General features: G+C 71.7%; 24 protein-coding genes and 1 pseudogene. 15 read left to right on the top strand and 10 right to left on the bottom strand.

All coding sequences use genetic code 11. From position 1 onward, the window contains the following. Positions 1 to 314: pseudogene (locus tag K7G60_RS23465) on the bottom strand (ArsR family transcriptional regulator); the annotation flags it as partial. Positions 315 to 414: 100 nt separating this feature from the next. Between K7G60_RS23465 and K7G60_RS23460 the strand changes: the two are divergent. Further along, positions 415 to 1566, top strand: coding sequence for an acetylhydrolase (locus K7G60_RS23460; protein WP_225802902.1), 1152 nt, complete (start codon positions 415 to 417; stop codon positions 1564 to 1566). A 9-nt stretch (positions 1567 to 1575) separates the two neighbouring features. Further along, the gene (locus K7G60_RS23455; RefSeq protein ID WP_225802901.1) at positions 1576 to 2370 is read left to right on the top strand and encodes a S16 family serine protease; all 795 of its coding nucleotides are present in this window, start codon (positions 1576 to 1578) and stop codon (positions 2368 to 2370) included. Here the strand turns inward: K7G60_RS23455 and K7G60_RS23450 are convergent. The 4 genes from K7G60_RS23450 to K7G60_RS23435 form a co-directional block, all read right to left on the bottom strand. Beyond that, positions 2303 to 3652, bottom strand: coding sequence for an MFS transporter (locus K7G60_RS23450; RefSeq protein WP_225802900.1), 1350 nt, complete (start codon positions 3650 to 3652; stop codon positions 2303 to 2305). The genes K7G60_RS23455 and K7G60_RS23450 overlap by 68 nt on opposite strands. 29 nt (positions 3653 to 3681) lie before the next feature. Beyond that, entirely contained in the window at positions 3682 to 3870 is a 189-nt protein-coding gene (locus K7G60_RS23445; protein WP_225802899.1) for a hypothetical protein, read from the bottom strand. A gap of 68 nt (positions 3871 to 3938) precedes the next feature. After that, a complete protein-coding gene (locus K7G60_RS23440; RefSeq protein ID WP_225802898.1) occupies positions 3939 to 4520 on the bottom strand; it encodes a transcriptional regulator in 582 nt (193 codons plus the stop codon). Positions 4521 to 4611: 91 nt separating this feature from the next. After that, the gene (locus tag K7G60_RS23435) at positions 4612 to 5079 is read right to left on the bottom strand and encodes an Lrp/AsnC family transcriptional regulator (RefSeq protein WP_225802897.1); all 468 of its coding nucleotides are present in this window, start codon (positions 5077 to 5079) and stop codon (positions 4612 to 4614) included. Positions 5080 to 5200: 121 nt separating this feature from the next. On the opposite strand from K7G60_RS23435, the gene hppD reads away from it, so the two are divergent. After that, positions 5201 to 6346, top strand: coding sequence for a 4-hydroxyphenylpyruvate dioxygenase (hppD, locus tag K7G60_RS23430; RefSeq protein WP_225802896.1), 1146 nt, complete (start codon positions 5201 to 5203; stop codon positions 6344 to 6346). A gap of 378 nt (positions 6347 to 6724) precedes the next feature. Here hppD and K7G60_RS23425 read toward each other — a convergent pair whose 3' ends face one another. After that, the gene (locus K7G60_RS23425) at positions 6725 to 8113 is read right to left on the bottom strand and encodes a lipopolysaccharide assembly protein LapB (protein ID WP_225802895.1); all 1389 of its coding nucleotides are present in this window, start codon (positions 8111 to 8113) and stop codon (positions 6725 to 6727) included. Between the two features lie 98 nt (positions 8114 to 8211). Between K7G60_RS23425 and K7G60_RS23420 the strand changes: the two genes are divergently transcribed. Next, positions 8212 to 9603 carry an FAD-binding oxidoreductase gene (locus K7G60_RS23420; RefSeq protein WP_225802894.1) on the top strand — a complete coding sequence of 464 codons (1392 nt, stop codon included), beginning with the start codon at positions 8212 to 8214 and terminating at the stop codon, positions 9601 to 9603. Positions 9604 to 9634: 31 nt separating this feature from the next. On the opposite strand, the gene K7G60_RS23415 is transcribed toward K7G60_RS23420, so the two are convergent. Next, positions 9635 to 10126, bottom strand: coding sequence for an SsgA family sporulation/cell division regulator (locus K7G60_RS23415; RefSeq protein ID WP_225802893.1), 492 nt, complete (start codon positions 10124 to 10126; stop codon positions 9635 to 9637). 311 nt (positions 10127 to 10437) lie between these two features. Between K7G60_RS23415 and K7G60_RS23410 the strand changes: the two genes are divergently transcribed. Next, positions 10438 to 11961: an RDD family protein gene (locus K7G60_RS23410; RefSeq protein ID WP_225802892.1), complete on the top strand. Its 1524-nt coding sequence runs from the start codon at positions 10438 to 10440 to the stop codon at positions 11959 to 11961. A gap of 68 nt (positions 11962 to 12029) precedes the next feature. Then, the gene (locus tag K7G60_RS23405; RefSeq protein ID WP_225802891.1) at positions 12030 to 12755 is read left to right on the top strand and encodes an RDD family protein; all 726 of its coding nucleotides are present in this window, start codon (positions 12030 to 12032) and stop codon (positions 12753 to 12755) included. A gap of 99 nt (positions 12756 to 12854) precedes the next feature. On the opposite strand, the gene K7G60_RS23400 is transcribed toward K7G60_RS23405, so the two are convergent. Next, the gene (locus tag K7G60_RS23400) at positions 12855 to 13112 is read right to left on the bottom strand and encodes a hypothetical protein (protein WP_225802890.1); all 258 of its coding nucleotides are present in this window, start codon (positions 13110 to 13112) and stop codon (positions 12855 to 12857) included. A gap of 329 nt (positions 13113 to 13441) precedes the next feature. Here K7G60_RS23400 and K7G60_RS23395 point away from each other — a divergent pair, with 329 nt between their 5' ends. Together K7G60_RS23395 and K7G60_RS23390 are read left to right on the top strand one after the other, a co-directional pair. Then, complete coding sequence (locus tag K7G60_RS23395; protein ID WP_225802889.1) at positions 13442 to 15850, top strand: immune inhibitor A domain-containing protein; 2409 nt, start codon at positions 13442 to 13444, stop codon at positions 15848 to 15850. 124 nt (positions 15851 to 15974) lie between these two features. Continuing rightward, on the top strand, positions 15975 to 16286 hold the full coding sequence (locus K7G60_RS23390; protein ID WP_225802888.1) for a hypothetical protein: 312 nt from the start codon (positions 15975 to 15977) through the stop codon (positions 16284 to 16286). 2 nt (positions 16287 to 16288) lie between these two features. On the opposite strand, the gene K7G60_RS23385 is transcribed toward K7G60_RS23390, so the two are convergent. Beyond that, positions 16289 to 16888, bottom strand: coding sequence for an isochorismatase family protein (locus tag K7G60_RS23385; protein WP_225802887.1), 600 nt, complete (start codon positions 16886 to 16888; stop codon positions 16289 to 16291). Positions 16889 to 17063: 175 nt separating this feature from the next. Continuing rightward, entirely contained in the window at positions 17064 to 18392 is a 1329-nt protein-coding gene (locus tag K7G60_RS23380) for a nicotinate phosphoribosyltransferase (protein ID WP_225802886.1), read from the bottom strand. Positions 18393 to 18518: 126 nt separating this feature from the next. Here K7G60_RS23380 and clpS point away from each other — a divergent pair, with 126 nt between their 5' ends. The 7 genes from clpS (at position 18519) to K7G60_RS23350 (ending at position 23325) form a co-directional block, all read left to right on the top strand. Further along, positions 18519 to 18824, top strand: a complete 306-nt coding sequence (gene clpS, locus K7G60_RS39215) for an ATP-dependent Clp protease adapter ClpS (protein ID WP_123452739.1) — start codon at positions 18519 to 18521, stop codon at positions 18822 to 18824. Then, entirely contained in the window at positions 18824 to 19408 is a 585-nt protein-coding gene (locus K7G60_RS23370; protein ID WP_225802885.1) for a DUF2017 domain-containing protein, read from the top strand. The genes clpS and K7G60_RS23370 overlap by 1 nt, the downstream gene beginning before the upstream one ends. Positions 19409 to 19729: 321 nt before the next feature. Next, positions 19730 to 21166, top strand: a complete 1437-nt coding sequence (locus K7G60_RS23365; RefSeq protein WP_225802884.1) for an amino acid permease — start codon at positions 19730 to 19732, stop codon at positions 21164 to 21166. Between the two features lie 76 nt (positions 21167 to 21242). Further along, positions 21243 to 21668 carry a Mov34/MPN/PAD-1 family protein gene (locus K7G60_RS23360; RefSeq protein WP_225802883.1) on the top strand — a complete coding sequence of 142 codons (426 nt, stop codon included), beginning with the start codon at positions 21243 to 21245 and terminating at the stop codon, positions 21666 to 21668. A gap of 202 nt (positions 21669 to 21870) precedes the next feature. Then, positions 21871 to 21999 carry a putative leader peptide gene (locus K7G60_RS38900; protein ID WP_263986233.1) on the top strand — a complete coding sequence of 43 codons (129 nt, stop codon included), beginning with the start codon at positions 21871 to 21873 and terminating at the stop codon, positions 21997 to 21999. A 93-nt stretch (positions 22000 to 22092) separates the two neighbouring features. Further along, the gene (locus tag K7G60_RS23355; RefSeq protein WP_225802882.1) at positions 22093 to 22371 is read left to right on the top strand and encodes a MoaD/ThiS family protein; all 279 of its coding nucleotides are present in this window, start codon (positions 22093 to 22095) and stop codon (positions 22369 to 22371) included. A gap of 3 nt (positions 22372 to 22374) precedes the next feature. Next, on the top strand, positions 22375 to 23325 hold the full coding sequence (locus K7G60_RS23350) for a PLP-dependent cysteine synthase family protein (protein WP_225802881.1): 951 nt from the start codon (positions 22375 to 22377) through the stop codon (positions 23323 to 23325). Positions 23326 to 23384 lie beyond the last annotated feature (59 nt).

The raw sequence follows: 23384 nt of genomic DNA, 5'->3' as shown, positions 1-23384 counted from the left end.
CCCGCGTACACCCGCTCCAGCTCGGACCGTACGAACTCCGGCCGGGCCGCCCGGATCAGCGCGAGGCCCTCCTCCCGCGTCCCGCCGAGGACGTCGAGGAAGTACGGCGCCGCCCCGCCCGGCACCAGGTCCGCGAGCGGTTCGGCCGCGCCCGGCAGGGCGCGCAGGAGCCTGCCCCGCCAGCGGCCGAAGAGCAGCTCCTCGTGCGGGGCGCCCAGCATCGCCAGGGCGGCGTGGAGTTCCGGCACGGGGGAGGGCCGGGGGGCGAACCGTACCCGGGCGAAGTCCTCCGCCGTGAAGTGGATGTGGAGCATCCCCGTCCTTTCCCCGTCCTGTCCCTCCGCCCTTCCGCAAGCCTTTCGGTCAGGGCCTGAACCTTCGCGCACGGTCCCGTCCCGCCCAAGGATGCCGTCCATGACCCAGCACTCCGCACCCAGCCGCCGCACCGTCGCCAAGGGCGCCCTCCTCGGTGCCGCCGCCCTCCTCGGCCCCGCTGCGGCCTCCGCCTCCGCCGCGGCGGACGGGCCGGCCGTCCTCCGGCTGCCCGCCCCGACCGGCCCCCACCCCGTGGGCCTGCGCACCTTCGTCCTGGCGGACACCTCACGCGACGACCCCTGGGAGCCCGCCGCCGGGGTACGGGAGGTGAAGCTCGGCGTCCTGTACCCGGCCCGCTCGGCCCGTGCCGTCCGCGGCTTCCCCCGCGCCCCGCAGCTCACCCCCGACGAGGCCCAGCTGTTCGCCCTCCTCGCCCCCAGCGTGCACCCCGGGCTTCCCAAGGCGGGTGTCGACTGGGGCGCGGTCCTCACCCACGGGCACGTCGACGCGCCCCCGCTTCCCGGGCGCCGCCCGGTGCTGCTGTACTCCCCGGGCGGCGGCGACTCCCGGACCCTCGGGACGACCCTCGCCGAGGACCTCGCGAGCCACGGCCACGTCGTGGTCCTCGTCGACCACCCGGGCGACGCCAGTCAGGTGGAGCTGCCGAGCGGGATGCGGGTGACCGTCCTCCGGGGGGATCCGGACCCGGAGACCTTCCGCACCATGATCGACACCCGGGTCGCGGACCTCCGCTTCGTCCTCGGCCGGCTCGGGGACCTGCCCCTCGCCCCCGTCATGGACCTGGGCCGGATCGGCGTGCACGGGCATTCGGCGGGCGGCACCGCCGCCGTCCACGCCCTGGCCGGCGACGACCGGATCACCGCCGGCGTCAACCTGGAGGGCCACCTGGACCTGGACCCGGACCTCGTGGCCGGCCTCGACCGGCCGCTGCTCATGTTCCGTACGGACGGCTTCGAGTTCGCCGCCCGCCTGGAACGCTCCTGGGCCGGACTGCCGGCCCGGCGCGTCCTGCTGAACGACGCGGGCCACTGGGTCTTCAGCGACTACGCGCACCTCGTCCCGCAGCTCCAGGCCGCCGGACTGGTCACCGCCGGGGCCAGGACCGCGCTCGTCGGGCCTGGGGACACGGCGGCGACGACGGCCCTCGTACGGCGCGGGGTGCGGGCCTTCTTCGACCGCCGGCTCCGGGTGCCCGCGCCCCCGGCCCGGTCCCGGCGAGCGCCCCAGTAGATTGGGGGCGTGCTCTCCAGCCTCTCCCGTCCCCGTGCCCTCGCGCTCTGCGCCCTGCCCGTCGCCGCCCTCTTCGCCGTGGTCGGGCTCGCGCCGCTGCCGTACGCGATCGCGCAGCCCGGCACGACCGCCGACGTGCTCGGCGAGGACAAGGGCCAGGAGGTCATCACCATCACCGGCGCCCCCGTCCGGCCCGTCAAGGGGCAGCTGCGGATGACGACGATCCTCGCGACCGGGCCGTCCACCGACGTGGACCTCGGCGACGTGGTCGACGCCTGGTTCCGTACCGACCGGGCCGTCCTGCCGCACGACTCCGTCTACCCCCCGGGGAAGTCCGACGCCGAGATCGAGAAGCACAACCTCGGGCAGATGAAGGAGTCGCAGGACGCCGCCACCCTCGCCGCGCTCGGGTACCTGAAGAAGGATCCCGAGAAGGTGAAGGTGACCCTGCACCTCGCGGATGTCGGCGGCCCCAGCGCCGGGCTGCTCTTCTCCCTCGGCATCGTCGACAAGCTCGACGGCGACGGGGGCGGCGGCGACCTCACCGGCGGGCGGATCGTCGCCGGTACGGGGACGATCGAACCGGACGGCACGGTCGGCGCGGTCGGCGGGGTCTCCCTGAAGACGCAGGCCGCCGCCCGGGACGGGGCCACCGTCTTCCTCGTCCCGAAGGACGAGTGCTCGGACGCCCTGGCCGAGCGGCCGAAGGGCCTGCGGCTGGTGCCCGTCACCGAGCTCAGCGACGCGGTGGCGTCCCTGAGGGCCCTGGAACAGGGGCAGGAGTCGAAGGTTCCGTCCTGCTGACGTCCTCGGCGGCGCCGTCGACGGGGCCCTCGGCTGGGCCGGCCTTCGGCGGGGCGTCCATGCCGCGCCAGGCCGGGAAGAGCATCGGCGAGAGCGTCACGAGGAAGTAGAGCGTCCCGATCCCGAGCAGCGTCGCCGTCAGCCCGGCCCGCTCGACCAGGAGACCCGCCGCGAGACCGCCCAGCGGATTCGTGAGCAGCACTCCCGCCGTACTCGCGCCCATGACCCGGCTGCGCAGCTCGTCGGGCACCTGCTCGTAGGCGACCGTGGTCAGGACCGGATTGAGGACCCCGACTCCGAGCCCCGACGCCGCGAGCGTCACCAGGAGCGGCGCGGTGGTGTCGGTGAGGGCGGCCACCACGTACGGCGGGGCGCCGCCTATCAGGAAGCCCGCCGTGAACACGGCCCGGCGCGGGAAGCGCTCCCCGACCGCCCCGTAGAGCAGGGCGCCCGCGAGGGCGCAGCCGGCGAAGGCCGAGACGAGCAGGCCCTGCGCGGCGGGCCCGCCGAGCTCCTCCCGGGAGTGGACCGGCAGCAGCACCGAACTCCAGCTCTGGCTGAGGCCGTTGGTCACCATCACCATGACCGTGATCCCGAGCATCAGCCGGGCGCGGAACAGGAAGGAGTACCCCTCGCGCAGATCGGCGCGGTAGCCGGCGGCGGAGAGGCGGGGGCCGTCGCGCAGCGGCTCCGCCGACGGCACCCCGCGCAGGGTCGCCGTGACGAGCAGCGCGGAGACGGCGAAGGTGGCCGCGTCGACGTACAGCACGGTGCCGGGGCCCATGAAGGCGACGAGCAGTCCGGCGATCGCGGCGCCCGTCATCCGGGCCCCGCGCGCCACCGCGTCGTACAGGCTGGCGGCCCGGGTGAGCGAGGTCCCGGCGCGCCCCGCCAGGTCGGGGACGAGCACGTGCCGGGCCATCTCGCCGGGCGCGTGGAAGAGTCCCGTGACCGCCATCAGGGCGCAGAGCATCCAGAACCGGAGGAGGCCGGTCTGGTGCAGGAGCGGGATCGCGGTGAGCGCGAGGCCGCAGACCAGGTCGGACGTGATGCTGACCCGGCGGCGCCCGATGCGGTCGATGACCGGGCCGCCGGCGACGGCGGCGAGCACGACGGGGGCGGCCGCGAAGAAGGCGACCAGTCCGGCCTTGCCGGGGCTTCCCGTGGTCTCGAGCGCGAACCAAGGGACGCCGATGAGCGTGAGTGAATTGCCGGTGACCGACACGGCGTTGGCGGCCAGGACGCCGGCCAGCGGAGTGCGGTCGTTCTGTTGCGTCGTCACGTGGTGTCCCCCCCGGCCCCCCGGTCCGGTCACGCGGCCAGGGCGGCCGGGTGACGGGCGGGCGTGACCAGTCGCAGGCCCAGCTCGACGAGCTTCCAGCCCAGTCGGGCGCGGAGGGCGGGGACGCGGGCGGGGGCGTCCGGCCGGACGGCGGCGGCCTCGTTCCGCAGCTCCTCGGCGGTCAGCGCGTGCAGCTGGAGGTGGATGTCGGCATGCATGATGCGGGTCCTTCCGTGGTGCGGGCGATGACGGTGCGGGGCGGTGCGGGCGGTGCGGTGGGCCCGGATCAGTCCTCGCGCTGCGGGAACGCGTGGAAGTGGATCCGTACGCGCTCCGCGTCCGGCGCGTCCTTCTCGGCGACGTCCCGGTACGACTCGATGAGCGCGTGTATCCGCTCGTCGAGCTCGCGCAGCTTCTCGGCCGGAAGGCGCAGCGTGAAGTCGCTCATGTCGGAGGCGCCGAGCCAGCTCTCGTGCCAGTCGTGCCGGGTGCCGAGGTAGGTGTTCAGCTCCTGGGTGTGGATGTTCGCGATCTCGTGGGTGTAGACCGCGATGGCGCCCCGGATCTCCGGGTCCGGGTTCTTGTAGAGCGACTCGTCGAAGGTCGTGCTCTGCAGGGTCGCCTTCCACCACCGCTCCCGGCCCTTGCCGCGCGTCGGGTCGTCCTCGACGAAGCCGTGGGCCGCGAGCTGGCGCAGGTGGTAACTGGTCGCACCGCTGGACTCGCCGAGCCGCTCGGCCAGTTGGGAGGCGGTGGCGGGACCGCTCCGGCGCAGGACGCGCAGCAGCTGGATGCGCAGCGGGTGGGCGAGGCCGCGCAGGGTGCGCGGGTCCAGGGTGCGGCTCAGGTGTTCCTCGGGCTCGGACATGCCTGAATCGTAGAGTTGCAAAGAAGAGGTTGCAAGGGGTTCTTTGCAGCTTCTTCTTTGCAGAGACCTTTTTGCGTCGGATTCTTTGCGCCTACTCGCCCGCCGCCTGCTCCACCAGCGGGATGATCCGCAGCGGCACCGGGTTCTCCATCACGATCGCCGTCGACGCCCGCACGATCCCCTCGAACGCCACCACCTTGTCGATCACCCGCTGCAGGTCCGCGTTCGAGCGGGCGACGAGCCGGCAGAGCATGTCGCCGTGGCCCGTCGTCGTGTGCAGCTCCAGGACCTCCGGCACCGTCGCCAGATGGCCCCGCACGTCGGCACCCTGGCCCTGCTTGATCTCCAGGGTCGCGAAGGCCGTCACCGGATAACCGAGCGCCGCCGGGTCCACCTGCGGTCCGAAGCCGCGGATCACCCCGTTCGCCTGCAGCCGGTCGAGGCGCGCCTGCACCGTGCCGCGCGCCACCCCCAGACGCCGGGAGGCCTCCAGGACCCCGATGCGCGGCTCGCGCGCGAGCAGCGCGATCAGCCGGCCGTCCAAATGATCGATCGCCACAGCGGCCTCCCCATGGTCAGGATGTACAAGTCGCACGACCATACTCGCCGGTCGCTGTACAACCTGACCAGCGGATAAGCGAACTCTTGCGCACCTTGCCGAACGGCGGGACATTGCTGCCATGACTGAGACCATCGATCACACCCCTTCCACCGCGCGTGAGGCCGATCCCTTCCCGGTCAAGGGAATGGACGCGGTCGTCTTCGCCGTCGGCAACGCCAAGCAGGCCGCGCACTACTACTCCACGGCCTTCGGCATGAAGCTGGTCGCCTACTCCGGACCGGAGAACGGCAGCCGCGAGACCGCCAGTTACGTCCTCACCAACGGCTCCGCCCGTTTCGTGTTCACCTCCGTCATCAAGGTCGCGACCGACTGGGGCCGCTTCCTCGCCGAGCACGTCGCCGAGCACGGCGACGGCGTCGTCGACCTGGCGATCGAGGTGCCGGACGCGCGCGCCGCGTACGCCTACGCCGTCGAGCACGGCGCCACCGGCATCACCGAGCCCTACGAGCTGAAGGACGAGAACGGCACCGTCGTCCTCGCCGCCATCGCCACGTACGGCAAGACCCGCCACACCCTCGTCGAGCGCTCCGGCTACGACGGCCCGTACCTGCCGGGCTTCGTCCCCGCCAACCCGATCGTCGAGCCCCCGGCCAAGCGGACCTTCCAGGCCATCGACCACTGCGTCGGCAACGTCGAGCTCGGCAAGATGAACGAGTGGGTCGGCTTCTACAACAAGGTCATGGGCTTCACGAACATGAAGGAGTTCGTGGGCGACGACATCGCGACCGAGTACTCGGCGCTGATGTCGAAGGTCGTCGCGGACGGCACCCTCAAGGTGAAGTTCCCGATCAACGAGCCGGCGATCGCGAAGAAGAAGTCGCAGATCGACGAGTACCTCGAGTTCTACGGCGGCGCCGGCGTGCAGCACATCGCCCTCGCCACCAACGACATCGTGGCCTCCGTGCGGGCGATGCGGGCCGCGGGCGTGCAGTTCCTCGACACCCCCGACTCGTACTACGACACGCTCGGCGAGTGGGCGGGCGAGACGCGCGTGCCCATCGAGATCCTGCGCGAGCTGAAGATCCTCGTCGACCGCGACGAGGACGGCTACCTGCTGCAGATCTTCACCAAGCCGGTCCAGGACCGCCCGACCGTCTTCTTCGAGATGATCGAGCGCCACGGGTCGATGGGCTTCGGCAAGGGCAACTTCAAGGCGCTGTTCGAGGCGATCGAGCGCGAGCAGGAGAAGCGCGGCAACCTCTAGCCACGGCCGGTGAGGGGCTCCGGGGCGACTCCCGGAGCCCCTCACACATGCGCCCCTCGCGCCCCGTTGTGGGCGGTCGTTCCGCTGGGGCAAGGGGGTCCCCCTGCTCGAGCGGAGCCGAGAGCTCGGGGGAGGGTGGGCGCAACGGAACGGCGCCCCTTGCCGGGCCCAGGCTCCCGCGCCCGAACCCGCACCGGACGTGCGCCGCCCCTTGTGGTGCGGGTCCAGGCGCGGAACGCGGGGGCCCCGCTGAAGGGCGCCGTCCCCGTGTGCCCACCCGTCCCGCCCCAGCGGGACGATTGCCCACACGGGCGGGGCACCGCCCAGCCGGGCGCGCGGGCCCCGGCCCATACGGGGGATGGGCCGGGGCTCGCGCGTTCAGCTGCGGCGTGGTGGCGTCGGCTTCGAGAGGAGCTCCGCCGGGAGCCCGTCCGGGAGTTCTCCCAGCGCCGTCAGGGCCCCCTCCGCCCGCCGGGCGTGCAAGGGGGAGAACTCCGGGTTGATCCGCAGGGCCTCCGCCAGGTGACGCCGGGCCGGACCGGTCTGTTGGAGCGCCCGCTCGATCTCGCCCCGGTGGTACGTGAAGAGCGCGCTCCGCAGCCCCTCCTCCGTGGCGGTCCTCGCGTACCCCAGCGCCTCCTTCGACGCCCCCGAGCGGTGCAGGGCCCACCCCAACGCGTCCGCCACCCGCACCGAGCGGTGGCCCCGCGCCCACTCCGCCCGCATCCGGACGACGGCCGCCGCCGGGTCGCCGTGGTCCGCGTCGAGCAGCCCGAGAGCCACCTCCGCGTCCGTCCACGTGCCCGTCCGCAGCCGCTCGTACAGGGCCCGCGCGTCCCCGTCGAGGCCCAGCGACTCGTACAGTTCGCCCGCCTCCAGGAGGTACTCCGGCAGCTGCGGCCCGGCCAGGGCCGCCCGCCAGTCGCGCACCGCCTCGTCCGTGCGGCCGAGGGCCGTGAGCGCGCGTGCCCGGCCGGCGAGGGACGGCCCGTGGTCCCGTACGAGCCGCAGCGCCGCCCCGAACCGCCCCAGGGCCTCCTCCGGTTCGCCCCGCTCCCACGCCAGGTCCCCGAGCCGCGCGAGGGCCGCCGCCTTCTCGGCGTCCGTCTCCGCGAGCGCCGCCGCGTCCAGGGCCGCCGCGTCGGCGTCCTCGCGCCAGCCCCGGTCGCGGTAGGTCTGCGCGGCCCTGGCCCGCACCACCGCGCCCGTGTGGAGCTCCTCCAGGCTCTCCATGGCCTCCTGGGCCGCCTTGTACTCCCCGAGGCCGTTGTACGCGTCCATCAGGACCGGGTACACGGGCCACCGGCGCGGATCGGCCTTCCGCACCCGCTCGCCCCACTCCCTGGCCGTCTTCCAGTCGCCCCGCGCCCCGGCGAGCGCTCCGAGCCCCAGCTGCGCGTCCAGGTTGCCGCGGGCGGCGGGCCGTTCGGCGAGCGAGCGGCGCAGGGCCCGCTCGGCCCGCGGATAGTCCCGCACGTCACCGAGCCGGCTGCCCCGCTCCGTGTACGCCGCGCCCAGCTCGGCCCAGGACGCCTCGTCGTCCGGATGGTCCCGCAGCCACTTCTCCCGGTCGGTGATCAGCGCGGCCAGGTCCGGCAGCGCGGCCTGCGCGCCCGCGTGGGCCGCGCTCGCCGCCCGCTCCGCCGGCCCGGGCGGGGGCGGCGCGCCCTGGCCGGCGAACTCCGGGACGTACAACAGGGCCGTCGCCGCGAGCACCGCGCCCACCCCGCCCGCCAGGACCGTCCTCGACACGTTCTGGGTCTTCATGGCGCTCACTGTGCGCCCGCCTCCGCCCGTACGAAGAGCACACGAAGCGCTCGCTCCGGCGGGTTCACACCGATGGCCCCGGGTGCCACGCTGGACGCATGGACGATCTTCAGAGGGACGATCTTCAGGTGCTCCACGAGGCCCTCGGGGCCGGGCTCCCGGCCGAGGCGCTGCTCACCGATCCGGACGTGACGGCCTCCTACGCGCGCGACATGGCGAGTTTCTGCGCGGCCGGCGCCCCCGCGGCCGTCGTGCTTCCGCGCACGGTCGAACAGGTCCGGCACGTCATGCGCACCGCGACCGAACTCCGCGTCCCCGTCGTCCCGCAGGGCGCCCGCACGGGCCTGTCGGGGGGCGCCAACGCCTCCGACGGCTGCATCGTGCTCTCCCTGGTCAAGATGGACCGCATCCTGGAGATCAACCCGGTCGACCGGATCGCCGTCGTCGAACCGGGCGTCGTCAACGCCGTGCTGTCCCGTGCCGTCGCCGAACACGGCCTGTACTACCCGCCGGATCCCTCCAGCTGGGAGACCTGCACCATCGGCGGGAACATCGGCACCGCCTCCGGTGGTCTGTGCTGCGTCAAGTACGGGGTCACCGCCGAGTACGTCCTCGGCCTGGACGTCGTCCTCGCCGACGGGCGGCTCCTGCGCACCGGTCGGCGCACCGCGAAGGGCGTCGCCGGATACGACCTGACCCGGCTCTTCGTCGGCTCGGAGGGCAGTCTCGGCATCGTCGTCGGGGCCGTGCTCGCGCTCAAGCCGCGGCCGCCGGCGCAGCTCGCGCTCGCCGCCGAGTTCCCCTCCGCGGCCGCCGCCTGCGAGGCCGTCTGCGCGATCATGGAGCGCGGCCACACCCCTTCACTGCTCGAACTCATGGACCGCACCACCGTCCAGGCGGTCAACAGGCTGGCGCGCATGGGTCTGCCGAACACCACCGAGGCGCTGCTCCTCTGCGCCTTCGACACCCCGGACCCGGCCGCCGACCTCGCCGCCGTCGGGGAGCTGTGCAGGGCGGCGGGCGCCACCGAGGTCGTCCCGGCCGCGGACACCGCCGAGTCCGAACTCCTCCTCCAGGCACGCCGGCTCTCCCTCACCGCCCTGGAGACGATCAAGTCCGCGACGATGATCGACGACGTGTGCGTGCCGCGGACGCGGCTCGCCGAGATGCTCGACGGCACGGCGGCGATCGCGGAGAAGTACCGCCTGACCATCGGCGTCTGCGCGCACGCGGGCGACGGCAACACCCATCCCGTCGTCTGCTTCGACCACACCGACGAGGACGAGTCGCGGCGGGCGCGGGAGTCCTTCGACGAGATCATGGCGCTGGGGCTCGCGCTCGGCGGCACGATCACCGGCGAGCACGGCGTGGGCGTCCTCAAGAAGGAGTGGCTGGCACGGGAACTGGGCCCGGTCGGGCTGGAGCTCCAGCGCGGGATCAAGGCCGCCTTCGACCCGCTGGGGCTGCTCAACCCCGGAAAACTCTTCTGAATCCACCGGATCCACGCGTACGCGCGCGGGGTCACAGTTCGCCGTCCTGGGACTCGTCCGACGGCCACGGGTCGCGCAGCCACAGCTCGTCGGCGATCACGGTGGTCGCCAGGAGCTCCGCGAGCCCGTCGTCGATGCCGAGCCGCTCGGACTCGGTGCCCGGCGGCACCGTGCGCAGGGTCCGCTCCAGCCACGCGGACACCTGTGCGGACGGGGCTTCGAGCAGGGCGTCGCCGTCGGGGGAGGAGAGGGCCATCAGGATGACGCTGCGGCCCTCGACCTTCGTGGGCCAGATGCGGACGTCGCCGTGGCCGCAGGCCCGGAAGACGCCCTCGACGAGCAGCTCGCGCGCGAAGGTCCAGTTGACCGGGTGGTCCGTGCCGACGTGGAAGGTGACGTGGACGGCGTACGGGTCGTCGGTCCGGTAGGCGAGCCGGGCGGGGACGGGGACGGAGCGCTCGGGGGAGAGCACCAGCTTCAGCTCCAGCTCGCGCTCGACGGTGGTGTTGTCGGTGTTCTGCATGGCCGTGCTCCTTCTCGTCGGCGGGCCCCGGGCGGGCCTTCACCTGGAGAGAGCGGGGCGGTTGCGGTTCATTACGCGACTTCGGGAAGTTTTTTTCGGGAAGTTTTTCCGGGGGCCTTCCGGGCAGGATGCAACGGCCCGAACATCACGGGGAGTGATCGGTTCCGGTGCGCGTCCCCCTCGAAGGCGGGCTTTCTCGTGGGCTCTTTGTTTCCTCGGGGACGTTCTTCGTTACTGTCCTCCTTGGGTGCGGCACGCCCGGCGCGCGGCCGTGCGGATCAAAGGCGTTGTGACTGAACGGAGTCGGGGCAGTGGCTACTCCTCCTGGAGGCGGCGGAGAGGTACCGCAGGCGGGGTACTACCCGGACCCGTCCATTCCCGGATACATCCGGTACTGGAACGGGGGCGCGTGGGTGCCCGGCACGAGCCGGCCCGCCCCCGCGGACGGCGAGGTTCCGCCGCATCCGCCCGCCGCGGCGATCCCGGCCGGTCCGATCCTGGCCTCCGGCCCGGCCCCGGCCCCGGCGGTGACGCCGGCGCCCGCACAGTCCGCCCATCCGGCCGCGGCGGCTCACTCGGCCGCGCCCGCACAGTCCGCCACCCCTGCCCAGTCGACGGCGCCCGCGCAGTCGGCCGCGCCCGCCGCGGCTCCCACGCGGGTGCAGGCCCCCGCGCAGGTGCAGGCCCCCGCGCAGGTGCAGGCCCCCGCGCACGTGCCGGCCCAGGCGCAGCCCCCCGCCTCCGCGCCCGCCCCTGCGCCCGCCCCCGTACCCGCGGTGGAGGAGACCGGGCCCGTCTTCCTCGACGAGGAGCCGCTCGCGCCGGAGCCCGCGTCGGCCTGGCAGGCGGACTCCTCCCGCCAGACCGGCTTCGGCGGCGACCGCGACCAGAAGGTCTCCTGGGGCGCGCCCCGCACGCCCGACCCGCGCACCCCGGCGGAGTGGCCGGTCGCGGGCGCGAGCGAGCCGGAGGAGGAGCGGTCCGCCGCTCCGGCGTCCGCCGCCCCGGCACCCACTTCCCCCGCCGCCCCGGCGCCCGCCCAGGACCCCCGGGCGACCGGGGGAGCGGCGCGCCTCGGAGGCATGCCGGTCACCCCGATCCCGACGCCCTCCCCGACCCCCCAGCCGGCCCCGGCCCCGGCTCCCCAGCCCCAGTCGGCCCCCGCCCCCGCCCCGGCTCCCGCCCCCGCCCCGGTCCAGACGCCCGTCCCCGCACCGGCGACGCCCTCCACCCCCTCCTGGGCCCAGCAGCCCCACCCCCAGGCCCAGGTCCAGCCCCAAGAGCAGCAGCCCGTCGTGCCCTGGAAGCCGCCCGTCGAAGACGTGTTCCAGCAGGCGGCCCGGGCGCAGGCCGCCGCACGTCCCGCCGGGCTCGGCAGGCGGCTGGTCGCCCGGCTGATCGACAGCGTCGTCCTGGGCGCCCTGGTGGGCGCGGCCTCCGTGCCCTTCGTGACCGCGGCCGTCGACCACATCGAGGGCAAGATCGAGGCGGCCAGGCAGTCCGGCACCACCGTCCAGGTCTGGCTGCTCGACTCCACGACCTCCGTCCAGTTCGGCATCGCGCTCGCCTCGCTGTTCGTCCTCGGCGTCCTGTACGAGGCGCTGCCCACCGCCAAGTGGGGCCGCACCCTGGGCAAGAAGCTGTGCGGGATCGAGGTGCGGGACATCGAGGCGCACGAGCCGCCGACGTTCGGGAAGGCGCTCCGCCGCTGGCTCGTCTACAGCGTCCTGGGGCTCCTGGTCATCGGGGTCCTCAACGTCCTGTGGTGCCTCTTCGACCGTCCCTGGCGCCAGTGCTGGCACGACAAGGCGGCCCGCACCTTCGTCGCGCGCTGAGCGGGCGCCGTCCCCCGAACGGGCGGTGATTCCTTGCGGGGCCGCCCCGCCCGGGATGCACTGCCCCCATGAGCACCGACCAGCCGCCGCCCGGCCAGCCGCCCGAGGACGACCCCTTCAGCAAGAGGCCTCCGGAGCCGCCGCCGGGAGGGCCGCCGCCGTCGGGGCCGCCCCCCGGAGGACCTCCGCCGGGCGGCCCGCCGCCGGGGAGCCCGTACGACTCCCCGTACGGCGGCGGCTCGCCGTACGACAACATGCCCCCGCCTCCGTACGGCGGTGGATACGGAGGCGGTTACGGCGGAAACGATCCGCTCTCCGGGATGCCGCCGCTCGCGGACACCGGCCGGCGCGTCCTCGCCCGGCTGATCGACTGGGTGATCATCGCGGTGCCGCTCGCGATCATCGGCATCCCCTTCGACATCTACCAGCGGGCGACCCGGGACGGCAGCGACTTCGGGGACACGGTCAACAGCCTCAACGGCGGCAGCCAGCTCGTCTTCCAGCTCATCACGATCGTCGCGTACGTCGCGTACGACACCGTGCTGACGGCCAGGAACGGCCAGACCATCGGCAAGAAGCTGATGAAGCTGCGGGTCGCGATGCTCAACGACGGGACGACGCCGCCGATGAGCCAGTCGCTCTTGCGCGCCGTCGTGCTCTGGCTGCCCGCCCTGATCTGCTGCGCCTGTCTGTGGCCGCTGCTGATCCTGATCCTGATCGTGGTCGACAAGCCGTACAAGCAGGGTCTGCACGACAAGGCGGCGAAGACGGTCGTCGTCACCGTCCCTCAGTGATACGGACGAAGTGTCCTCAGAGACGGACGAATCGCACTCAGAGGCGGACGAATCGTCTTCGGAAAAGGACGAATCGCCCTCGGCGACACGGACGAAGCGTCACGAACCGATCCGGGTATCGGCCCCCGCGCCCACGCGCTCGGCCGGCACCCGGATCCCTTCTGTCGCGGGGGTGTTGACGGGCCGCTCGCGCACCGGCATCGTCACGGCCACGAGGGCGCCGAGCAGCAGGCCGGCGGCGCAGATCACCGCGACGCCCAGGGTCGTCGTCGTGCCGGAGAGCAGCAGCAGGGCGACGGTCGCGAGGACGACGGTGGCCGAACCGTAGGTGATTTGTGCGGCGTTCGGACGCTGCATGACGGGTACCGTCCCTCCAGGCTTCGCGGTTCGACTCTACGACGGTGGATGCCCGGAGGGTGTGACAGGTAAGCGTGACCTTACCCACGGTGGCGGTGCACGGGGGGCGCACGGGATCACGGAATCGTCAATCTTCCTCAACGATGCGCCCACTGGGTGTTCGATAATCGGAAAACGAGTCCTGCATAGTGCAGTTGACCCGTTCAAGTCAAGATCTGTCTTTTCTCGTCCCACTCCGGTCGAATGTCGTCACTTGTGACGCGCGACCCCGCCGGACGGACACCCCACCTTCGGTCCGTCGGCGCGGGCGCCGGGGAGGACAACATCAAGTGACCAACAGACGACGGGCGATCAGAGCGTCCGCAGTCGTCGTGGCGCTCGCGGCCACCGCTGCCACCGCCTCGACCTTCACCACCGCCTGGGCCGAGAACCACGACAGCGTGACGCCGGCCGGCATCCAGACCGTCGACAAGACGGCGGTCGACCACGACCTCGAAGGCCCCTTCAGCGCCAGGCAGGAGCAGCAGCGCAAGGCTGCCCTGGAGCAGGTGCTGAACGGTGACGCCAAGGTCGAGAAGCGGGGCGGCTCTCAGGTCGTCAAGCTCGGCAGCAAGAAGTACGTCGAGCTGGCCCGCGAGAAGACCGACAAGATCTTCACGATCCTCGTCGAGTTCGGCGACCAGGTCGACAACACCACCCTCGTCGACCGCGAGGACGACGAGACGTCGGAGCTCAAGCCGAAGTACGGCGGCACGCCCGGCCCGCTGCACAACTCCATAGCCCAGCCGGACCGTGCGAACGACAACTCCACGGCCTGGCAGGCGGACTACGACCGGCAGCACTTCCAGGACCTGTACTTCGGTACGGGCAAGGACGCCGACGGCAAGCCCAAGGAGTCCCTGAAGACCTACTACGAGCGGACCTCGTCCGGTCGCTACTCGGTCGACGGCACGGTCTCCGACTGGGTCAAGGTCCCGTACAACGAGGCCCGTTACGGCTCGAACTGGTGCGGCGACCACAACTGCAACAACGTCTGGGACACGGTCCGCGACGGCCTCAACGCCTGGGTCGCCGACCAGAAGGCCAAGGGCCAGACCGACGCTCAGATCAAGGCCCAGCTGGCCACGTACGACCAGTGGGACCGTTACGACTTCGACGGCGACGGCAACTTCAACGAGCCCGACGGCTACATCGACCACTTCCAGCTCGTGCACGCGGGCGAGGACGAGTCGGCCGGCGGTGGCGCCGAGGGCGAGGACGCCCTGTGGGCCCACCGCTGGTACGCCTACGGCACCGACGCGGGCAAGACCGGCCCCTCGAACAACAAGGCCGGCGGCACCCCGATCGGTGACACCGGCATGTGGGTCGGCGACTACACGATGCAGCCGGAGAACGGCGGCCTCGGCGTCTTCGCGCACGAGTACGGCCACGACCTCGGTCTGCCGGACCACTACGACACCTCGGGCGGCGAGAACTCCACCGGGTTCTGGACGCTCATGTCCTCCGGCTCCTGGCTCGGCCAGGGCAAGGACGCCATCGGCGACCTGCCCGGCGACATGACCGCCTGGGACAAGCTCCAGCTCGGCTGGCTGAACTACGCCAAGGTCAACGACTGGCAGCGTGGCACCAAGACCACCCACAAGCTGGGCGTCTCGGAGTACAACACCAAGAACCCGCAGGCGCTCGTCGTCGAGCTGCCGAAGAAGTCCGTCACCACCGATGTCGTGGCCCCCGCCGAAGGCGCCAGCCAGTGGTGGAGCAACATGGGTGACGACCTCAAGAACACCCTCACGCGTTCCGTCGACCTGACGGGCAAGTCCTCGGCCTCCCTGGACCTCCAGGGCTGGTGGGACATCGAGAAGGGCTACGACTTCCTCTACACCGAGGTGTCCACCGACGGCGGCGCCAACTGGACCGCCCTCGACGGCACCGCCGACGGGGTGGCCCTGCCGCGCGACGCGAGCGGCGCTCCGTCGCTGACCGACGTCTCCGGCGCGTACAAGAAGCTGTCGTACGACCTCGGTGCCTACGCGGGCAAGAAGTTCGACCTCCGCTTCCGCTACCAGACGGACGGCGGCGCGGGCGGCAAGGGCTTCACCGCCGACGCCATCACGCTGACCGCCGACGGTGCCGCCGTCTTCTCGGACGGTGCCGAGAACGGTGACAACGGCTGGGTCGCCAAGGGCTTCTCGCGGATCGCGAAGGGCTTCAGCAAGGAGTACGAGCAGTACTACATCGCGGAGAACCGCCAGTACGTCTCGTACGACAAGACCCTCAAGGTCGGCCCGTACAACTTCGGTTTCACGGGTGACAAGGCGAGCTGGGTCGAGCACTACCCGTACCAGAACGGTCTGCTCATCTGGAAGTGGGACCTGTCCCAGAAGGACAACAACACCTCCAAGCACCCGGGCGTGGGCCGCGTCCTCCCGATCGACGCCCACCCGAGCCCGCTGAAGTGGTCCGACGGCACGCTGATGCGCAACCGCATCCAGGCCTACGACTCGCCGTTCAGCATCTCCCGCACGGACGGCTTCCAGCTGCACAACAAGGGCGTCGCCACCTGGGTCCCGTCGCAGGCCGGCAACCCGACCTTCGACGACCGCAAGGGCGTCTACTGGTTCGCCGAGACCCCGCGCGCCGGTGTCCAGGTAACTGACACCAACACCAAGATCCAGGTCGTCAAGGAGCCGAAGGATGGCCAGACGATCACGGTTCAGGTCGGCCCCTCGACCAATTAATTTGTAAAACCGCAGGTCAAAGCATGATCGGCCGTCGCCCTCTAGCGGGCGGCGGCCGATCGTGTTTAGGTGCGTCTGACCGCTGTTCTTATTGACATCCGATCCACGGGGGGAGTGGTTCCGCATGCCCAACGGAGGGTTCTGCAAGCTGCCGGGAGGCAGCGTGGTCGTCGCCATAGGGCTGCCCAGCCCGGCCGGCGACGGCGCCACCGTCCGCTTCCTGGTCCACGCCGCCAACCGCGCCCGCGCCCTGACCAGGCTGCGGAACCTGGGGCTGCGGGCGGTCTACCTCCGCGGCAACTCGGAGCCGCCCACCCCGGACGAGGTCACCGCGGTCCTGCACCACCCGGACGGCCTGCTGTGGAGACCCACCCCGGGCGCCGCCCAGGAGCTCTGGCATCCCGTGCGGTCCCTCCCGAGGGAACCCGCCGCGTAGGCCTACGCGACGACCGGCCTGCCCGTCAGTTCCACGCCCGCCGTCCGGAGCTCCTCCAGGGCCCGGGCCGTGGTCTCCTCGGCCACGCCGGCCGTCAGGTCGAGCAGGACGTGGGTGCGGAAGCCCTCCCGGGCCGCGTCCAGGGCCGTGGCCCGGACGCAGTGGTCGGTGGCGATGCCGACCACGTCGACCTCGGTGACGTCCCGCGAGCGCAGCCAGTCCGCGAGCGTCTGCCCGTTCTCGTCGTACCCCTCGAAGCCGCTGTACGCCGCGGCGTACGCCCCCTTGTCGAAGACGGCGTCGATCGCCCCGCTGGCGACGGCGGGCGCGAAGTTCGGGTGGAAGCCGACGCCCTCCGTGCCGGCCACGCAGTGCACCGGCCAGGAGGACTCGTAGTCCGGCGCCTCGCCGGCCGGGGCGAAGTGCGCGCCCGGGTCGACGTGGTGGTCGCGGGTGGCGACGACGTGCCGGTAGGAGGTGCCCGCCGTCTGGCCCACCAGGTCGGTGATGGCGGCGGCGACGTCCGCGCCGCCGGTCACCGCGAGGCTGCCGCCCTCGCAGAAGTCGTTCTGAACGTCCACAACGATCAATGCGCGGTGCATGGCGGGTGTCCTTAGCGGGTCGGGAGGAAGACTTCGAGCCTAGAGACTTCCCCCTCCCGGCGGGAGGGGGCGTCACCGAGCACTCCTGCGTGTCCGGGATCGGGCGTGCGGCACCGAGGGCTGCCGCGGGTCCGGGGTCGGGCGTGCGGCACCGAGGGCTGCCGCGGGTCCGGGGTCAGGCGTACTCGGTCGGCAGGACCGGCTCGCCCCGCGACAGCTGCATCGCCGACATCGGCAGCCCCTCGCGGGCCGCGATGTGCCGGGACCTGGCGGCCTCCAGGGGCTCCCGGGCCACCACGTCGCCGCCCTTGACCAGCTCGACGAGCAGCTGGTGGTCGGCGAGCTCCGGCGGGACCGGTCCGGTGCCCACGACCTCCGCCTCGGCGACCCCGGCCGCGTCGGGCCGGCGCGCCGCCCACTTGCGGCCGCCGACGGAGGCCTTGCCGCCCAGCGACTTCTTGGCCACCGGCACCAGGGGCGCCTTCGGGTCGGCCGAGGCGGCCCGGGCGACCAGCTTGTAGACCATCGAGCAGGTGGGGTGACCGCTGCCGGTGACCAGCTGCGTGCCCACTCCGTACGCGTCGACGGGGGCCGCCGCGAGCGAGGCGATGGCGTACTCGTCGAGGTCCGAGGTGACCACGATCTTCGTGTCCCGGGCGCCCAGCTCGTCGAGCTGCGCCCGCACCCGGTGCGCGACGAGCAGCAGGTCGCCGGAGTCGATCCGTACGGCCCCCAGCTCGGGTCCGGCGATCTCGACGGCGGTACGGACGGCCTCGGTCACGTCGTAGGTGTCGACGAGCAGGGTCGTGCCGCGCCCCAGGGTCTCCACCTGGGCCCGGAAGGCGTCCCGCTCGCTGTCGTGGAGCAGGGTGAAGGCGTGGGCGGAGGTGCCGACGGTCGGGATGCCGTAGCGGAAGCCGGCCGCGAGGTCGGAGGTCGAGTCGAAGCCTCCGACGTACGCGGCGCGGGAGGCGGCGACGGCCGCCAGCTCGTGGGTGCGGCGGGCGCCCATCTCGATCAGGCGCCGTCCGCCGGCCGCGGCCGACATGCGGGAGGCGGCGGCCGCGATGGCCGAGTCGTGGTTGAGGATCGAGAGGATCACGGTCTCCAGGAGCACGCACTCCGCGAAGGAGCCCTCGACGCGCAGCACGGGGGAGCCGGGGAAGTACACCTCGCCCTCGGGGTAGCCCCAGATGTCGCCGGAGAAGCGGTAGCGGGCGAGCCATTCCAGGGTCGGCTCGTCGACGATGGAGCGTTCCCGCAGGAAGCCCAGGACGGCGGGGTCGAACCGGAAGTTCTCGACGGCGTCCAGGACCCGGCCGACGCCCGCGAGGACGCCGTAGCGCCGCCCCTCGGGCAGCCGCCGGGTGAAGACCTCGAAGACGGAGCGCCGGTCGGCGGTGCCGGCCCGCAGGGCCGCCTGGAGCATGGTCAGCTCGTACTGATCGGTGAAGAGCGCGGTCGACGGCACGTCCACCGGCAGCCCAAGGTCCGCAGCGTTCATGTCAGTGATGCTAGCGCAGAAATCGTCAGAGTGACGATTTCTATCGCGGGGAGTGCACCGCCGTTCGGCAGGCGTGGGCGCGCCCCGTTTGCGCGACCGCCCCCCAGGGGTGACAACATGGGGTGAGTGAGCGTCGCGCCTATTGAGATCGAACGTACGGAATCGGCCGAGGAGGTCTCCGCGGTCGTCGAACCCGACGTGCCCTGGGTGACCCTCGTGCACAACGATCCGGTCAACCTGATGAGCTATGTGGAGTACGTCTTCCAGTCGTACTTCGGATACTCCAAGGACAAGGCGCACAAGCTGATGCTCGACGTGCACAACAAGGGCCGCGCGGTGGTCTCCAGCGGCACCCGCGAGGAGATGGAACGGGACGTGCAGGCGATGCACGGCTACGGCCTGTGGGCGACCCTCTCCCAGGACCGCGTCTGATGGCCGGGCAGTTCGAGGCCCTGCCGGGCGGCGGCGCGGCCGTCGCGCTCGACGACGTCGAGATCTCCATCCTCCGCTCCCTCGCCGTCCAGCTCATGGAGCTGATCGGCCCGGGCGACGAGCCCGCCGCGGACGAGGACCCGCTGGCCGCGCTCTTCGCCGAGGGGCCGAGCGAGCCGCCGTCCGACCCCGCGCTGCGGCGCCTCTTCCCCGACGCGTACGGGGACGACAGCGAGGAGCTGCGGGCGGCCGCCTCCGACTTCCGCCGCTACACCGAGAACGACCTGCGGGCCCGCAAGCGCGAGGACGCCCTCGCGGTCGTGCGCGCCCTGGACTCCCTCTCCGCGGAGGCGGCGGGGGAGGGCGGCGCGATCCTGAAGCTCACCCCGGACGAGTCCCGGTCCTGGCTCGGCGCGCTCAACGACCTCCGGCTGACCATCGGCACCCGCCTGGAGGTCACGGACGACGAGGACAGCGAGCAGCTGTACCGGCTGCCGGACTCCGACCCGCGCAAGCCGATGGTGATGGCGTACCTCTGGCTGGGGGCGCTCCAGGAGTCGCTCGTCGCGACCCTGATGCCGTAGCGCCATCCCCGCGACAGGGGGCGTTCGCTCAGCGGACGCTCAAATCCGGATAACGAATGCGTTATCAGAGCGTCCGCCTGGCCATCTTGCGCTCCCTTTGTCCGTATTTTTTTGTGGTGTGCGCCACACGCAACTCCGTCGATCACCTCCCACGCCGTGATAAATCTTCACGACCACTCGGGCACGCCACCCCTGTTCCCGAGGGCGCTCGGGCCGGCTGACCGCCGGTAGCACTCCATCCACATCCGGGGGGATCAGGATCTGATCCGCGGCAGACGCACTCGCAGTCGCGCGGATCAGCATGGAGAAAGGCGCACCACCATGACCTCAGTGCAGGTCGACAAGCAGCACGACGGCAATGAGGCCGCGGACTCCGCCTCGGGCGAGGGTTACCACCGGGCACTCGGCGCCCGGCAGATCCAGATGATCGCGATCGGCGGTGCCATCGGCACCGGGCTCTTCCTCGGCGCGGGCAAGGGCATCTCCATCGCGGGACCCAGCCTGATCCTCGCGTACGCCATCGCGGGCCTCGTCATCTTCTTCATCATGCGGGCGCTCGGCGAGCTCCTCATGTACCGCCCGGTGTCGGGCTCCTTCTCGGAGTACGCCCGCGAGTTCATCGGCCCCTTCGCGGGCTTCGCGACCGGCTGGACGTACTGGCTCTTCTGGGTCGTCACCGGCATCACCGAGGTCACCGCCGCGGCCACCTACATGACGTACTGGTGGGACATCCCGCAGTGGCTCTCCGCCCTCGTCTTCACCGTGATCCTCTACGGCGCCAACCTGATCTCCGTGAAGCTCTTCGGTGAGCTGGAGTTCTGGTTCTCCATGGTCAAGGTCACCGCGATCATCGGCATGATCCTGATCTGCGCCGGCATCCTCACCCTCGGCTTCTCCGACGCCGGCGCCACCGCCTCCGTCACCCACCTGTGGGACCTCGGCGGCTTCTTCGCCGGCGACGACGGCATCTTCTCGACCCTGATGACCCTCCAGATGGTCATGTTCGCGTTCCTCGCGGTCGAGCTGGTCGGCGTGACGGCGGGCGAGTCGAAGGACCCCAAGACGGTCCTGCCGAAGGCGATCAACACCGTGCCGTGGCGCATCGCCGTCTTCTACGTCGGCGCGCTGATCATGATCCTCTCGGTCGTCCCGTGGACCGCGTTCAAGCCGGGCGTCAGCCCGTTCGTCGCGGCCTTCGAGAAGATGGGCCTCGGCATCGGCGCCGCGATCGTCAACTTCGTCGTCCTCACGGCGGCCCTGTCCTCCTGCAACTCGGGCATGTACTCCACCGGCCGCATGCTGCGCGACCTCGCGCTCAACGGCCAGGGCCCGAAGGTCTTCACCCGCCTGACCAAGTCCGGCACCCCGCTGGTGGGCACCACGTTCTCGGCCGCGCTCATGATGGTCGGCGTCTGGGTCAACTACCAGTGGCCCGGCGAGGCGTTCAACTACGTCGTCTCCTTCGCCACCATCTCCGGCATGTGGGCCTGGATCGTCATCCTGATCTGCCAGATCCGCTACCGGCTCAAGGCCGACCGCGGCGAGCTGCCCCAGTCCTCCTTCAAGGCGCCGGGCGGCATCTGGTTCAGCGTCTTCTCGCTCGCCTTCATCGGCATGGTCGTCGTGACCATGGGCATGGACGCGGACAACCGGGTCGCGCTGTACGGCGCGCCGGTCTGGGGCCTGGTCCTCGCCGTCTCCTACCTGGTCCTCAAGGCCCGCAACCCCGAGGGCGCGGCCTTCGCGAAGCGCTCCTGACCTGCAAGGTCTCAGCATCCGGGCCGTTCCGTACCAAACATCGGTACGGAACGGCCCGTCTGCTTATCCTGTCGGCATGCTGACCATCACCCAGGCCCTGTACGACCAGATCGTGGAGCACTCCCGCGCGGACCACCCCGACGAGGCCTGCGGCGTGGTCGCGGGCCCCGTCGGCAGCGGACGCCCCGAGCGGTTCATCCCGATGCTCAACGCCGCCCGCTCGCCCACCTTCTACGAGTTCGACTCCGGGGACCTGCTCAAGCTCTACCGCGACATGGACGACCGGGACGAGGAGCCCGTCATCGTCTACCACTCGCACACCGCGACCGAGGCCTACCCGTCCCGCACGGACATCTCCTACGCGAACGAGCCGAACGCCCACTACGTCCTCGTCTCCACCGCCGACGCCGACGGCGCCGGCCCCTTCCAGTTCCGCTCCTACACGATCGTCGACGGCGTCGTGACGGAGGAGGAGGTCAAGGTCGTGGAGGCGTACGAGTAGGACGCGACCGGCGGCCCCGGCGAGCAGGGCGCCGTCGGAAGTGCGCGAGAGGGACGGAGGGCCCCCCCGGCATGCCGGACGGACGCCCTCCACCCCGCGCGAAGGGCCCCCTCCACTTGTGCGGTCCGCCAGTCGGTCAGAAACCATCCACAGTGTGAGATCACATTCCGAAACCCGGACCGGGAATCGATACGATGAGCCCATGGTTTCCCACGACGTGAGCGAAGAGACTCCGAGCACCACCCTGCTCGTGGCACGCCTGCACGTCGACCTGTGCCGCCTCGCCAGCGCGATCTGTACTGCACGCCGTACCGCACGCGCTGCGCTCTGAGCGACCGGCCGAGCGCCCTCACCGTACGACCCCCTCCGCGCGGGGCCACAGAAGCGCGCCCATCACGCCACTTCCGACAGGAGAGCCCACGCCATGGCCATCGAGGTCCGCATCCCGACCATCCTCCGCACCTACACCGACGGCGAGAAGGCCGTCGAGGGCAAGGGCGGGACCCTCGCCGAGCTCTTCGCCGACCTGGAGACCCGCCACACCGGGATCGAGGCGCGCATCGTCGACGGCGGCAAGCTCCGCCGCTTCGTCAACGTCTACCTGAACGACGAGGACGTCCGCTTCCTCGACGGCATCGAGACCAAGCTCACCGACGGCGACAACGTCACGATCCTGCCGGCCGTCGCCGGCGGCATGGTCTGATCCATGCGTTACGACTCCTCGCTGGCCGCCGTCGGCAACACGCCGCTGGTCCGCCTCCCCCGGCTCTCGCCCTCGGACGACGTCCGCATCTGGGCGAAGCTGGAGGACCGCAACCCCACCGGCTCGGTCAAGGACCGCCCCGCGCTCCACATGATCGAGCAGGCGGAGAAGGACGGCCGCCTCACCCCCGGCTGCACCATCCTGGAGCCGACCAGCGGCAACACCGGCATCTCCCTCGCCATGGCCGCCAAGCTCAAGGGCTACCGCATCGTCTGCGTCATGCCCGAGAACACCAGCGAGGAGCGCCGCCAGCTGCTCGCCATGTGGGGCGCGGAGATCATCTCCTCCCCGGCGGCCGGGGGATCCAACACGGCCGTACGGGTCGCCAAGGAGCTCTCCGAGGAGCACCCCGACTGGGTGATGCTCTACCAGTACGGCAACCCGGACAACGCGGGTGCCCACTACGCCACCACCGGCCCCGAGATCCTCGCCGACCTCCCCTCCATCACCCACTTCGTCGCCGGCCTCGGCACGACGGGAACGCTGATGGGCGTCGGCCGCTACCTGCGCGAGCACAAGCCCGACGTCAAGATCGTCGCCGCCGAGCCGCGCTACGACGACCTCGTCTACGGCCTGCGCAACCTCGACGAGGGCTTCGTGCCCGAGCTGTACGACGCCTCCGTCCTCACCACCCGCTTCTCGGTCGGCTCCGCCGACGCGGTCACCCGCACCCGCGAACTCCTCCAGCAGGAGGGCATCTTCGCGGGGGTCTCCACCGGCGCCGCCCTGCACGCGGCCATCGGAGTCGGCAACAAGGCGCTCAAGGCGGGCGAGTCCGCCGACATCGCCTTCGTCGTCGCGGACGGCGGCTGGAAGTACCTGTCGACGGGCCTCTACACGGCCAAGACGACGGAGGAAGCGATCGAAGCGGTCCAGGGCCAGCTCTGGGCGTAGGAGGCGCAGGAGGTGCGGGCGATCGTCCGCCAGGGGCGAGGGGGATCCCCCTGCCCGAG

It is taken from the genome of Streptomyces sp. NK15101 (assembly GCF_020400725.1).
Classification (GTDB): Bacteria; Actinomycetota; Actinomycetes; order Streptomycetales; family Streptomycetaceae; genus Streptomyces.
This window is presented reverse-complemented; position numbering and strand designations above follow the sequence as displayed.

What these genes read in the sequence shown, in the direction of transcription:
- K7G60_RS23425 (WP_225802895.1), bottom strand. Translation starts at nt 8,113, where the DNA reads ATGAAGACCCAGAACGTGTCGAGGACGGTCCTGGCGGGCGGGGTGGGC.
- hppD (WP_225802896.1), top strand. Translation starts at nt 5,201, where the DNA reads ATGACTGAGACCATCGATCACACCCCTTCCACCGCGCGTGAGGCCGAT.
- K7G60_RS23445 (WP_225802899.1), bottom strand. Translation starts at nt 3,870, where the DNA reads ATGCATGCCGACATCCACCTCCAGCTGCACGCGCTGACCGCCGAGGAG.
- K7G60_RS23385 (WP_225802887.1), bottom strand. Translation starts at nt 16,888, where the DNA reads ATGCACCGCGCATTGATCGTTGTGGACGTTCAGAACGACTTCTGCGAG.
- K7G60_RS23380 (WP_225802886.1), bottom strand. Translation starts at nt 18,392, where the DNA reads ATGAACGCTGCGGACCTTGGGCTGCCGGTGGACGTGCCGTCGACCGCG.
- K7G60_RS23460 (WP_225802902.1), top strand. Translation starts at nt 415, where the DNA reads ATGACCCAGCACTCCGCACCCAGCCGCCGCACCGTCGCCAAGGGCGCC.
- K7G60_RS23390 (WP_225802888.1), top strand. Translation starts at nt 15,975, where the DNA reads ATGCCCAACGGAGGGTTCTGCAAGCTGCCGGGAGGCAGCGTGGTCGTC.
- K7G60_RS23440 (WP_225802898.1), bottom strand. Translation starts at nt 4,520, where the DNA reads ATGTCCGAGCCCGAGGAACACCTGAGCCGCACCCTGGACCCGCGCACC.
- K7G60_RS23360 (WP_225802883.1), top strand. Translation starts at nt 21,243, where the DNA reads ATGCTGACCATCACCCAGGCCCTGTACGACCAGATCGTGGAGCACTCC.
- K7G60_RS23400 (WP_225802890.1), bottom strand. Translation starts at nt 13,112, where the DNA reads ATGCAGCGTCCGAACGCCGCACAAATCACCTACGGTTCGGCCACCGTC.
- K7G60_RS23365 (WP_225802884.1), top strand. Translation starts at nt 19,730, where the DNA reads ATGACCTCAGTGCAGGTCGACAAGCAGCACGACGGCAATGAGGCCGCG.
- K7G60_RS23415 (WP_225802893.1), bottom strand. Translation starts at nt 10,126, where the DNA reads ATGCAGAACACCGACAACACCACCGTCGAGCGCGAGCTGGAGCTGAAG.
- K7G60_RS23370 (WP_225802885.1), top strand. Translation starts at nt 18,824, where the DNA reads ATGGCCGGGCAGTTCGAGGCCCTGCCGGGCGGCGGCGCGGCCGTCGCG.
- K7G60_RS23355 (WP_225802882.1), top strand. Translation starts at nt 22,093, where the DNA reads ATGGCCATCGAGGTCCGCATCCCGACCATCCTCCGCACCTACACCGAC.
- K7G60_RS23405 (WP_225802891.1), top strand. Translation starts at nt 12,030, where the DNA reads ATGAGCACCGACCAGCCGCCGCCCGGCCAGCCGCCCGAGGACGACCCC.
- K7G60_RS38900 (WP_263986233.1), top strand. Translation starts at nt 21,871, where the DNA reads ATGGTTTCCCACGACGTGAGCGAAGAGACTCCGAGCACCACCCTGCTC.
- K7G60_RS23420 (WP_225802894.1), top strand. Translation starts at nt 8,212, where the DNA reads ATGGACGATCTTCAGAGGGACGATCTTCAGGTGCTCCACGAGGCCCTC.
- K7G60_RS23350 (WP_225802881.1), top strand. Translation starts at nt 22,375, where the DNA reads ATGCGTTACGACTCCTCGCTGGCCGCCGTCGGCAACACGCCGCTGGTC.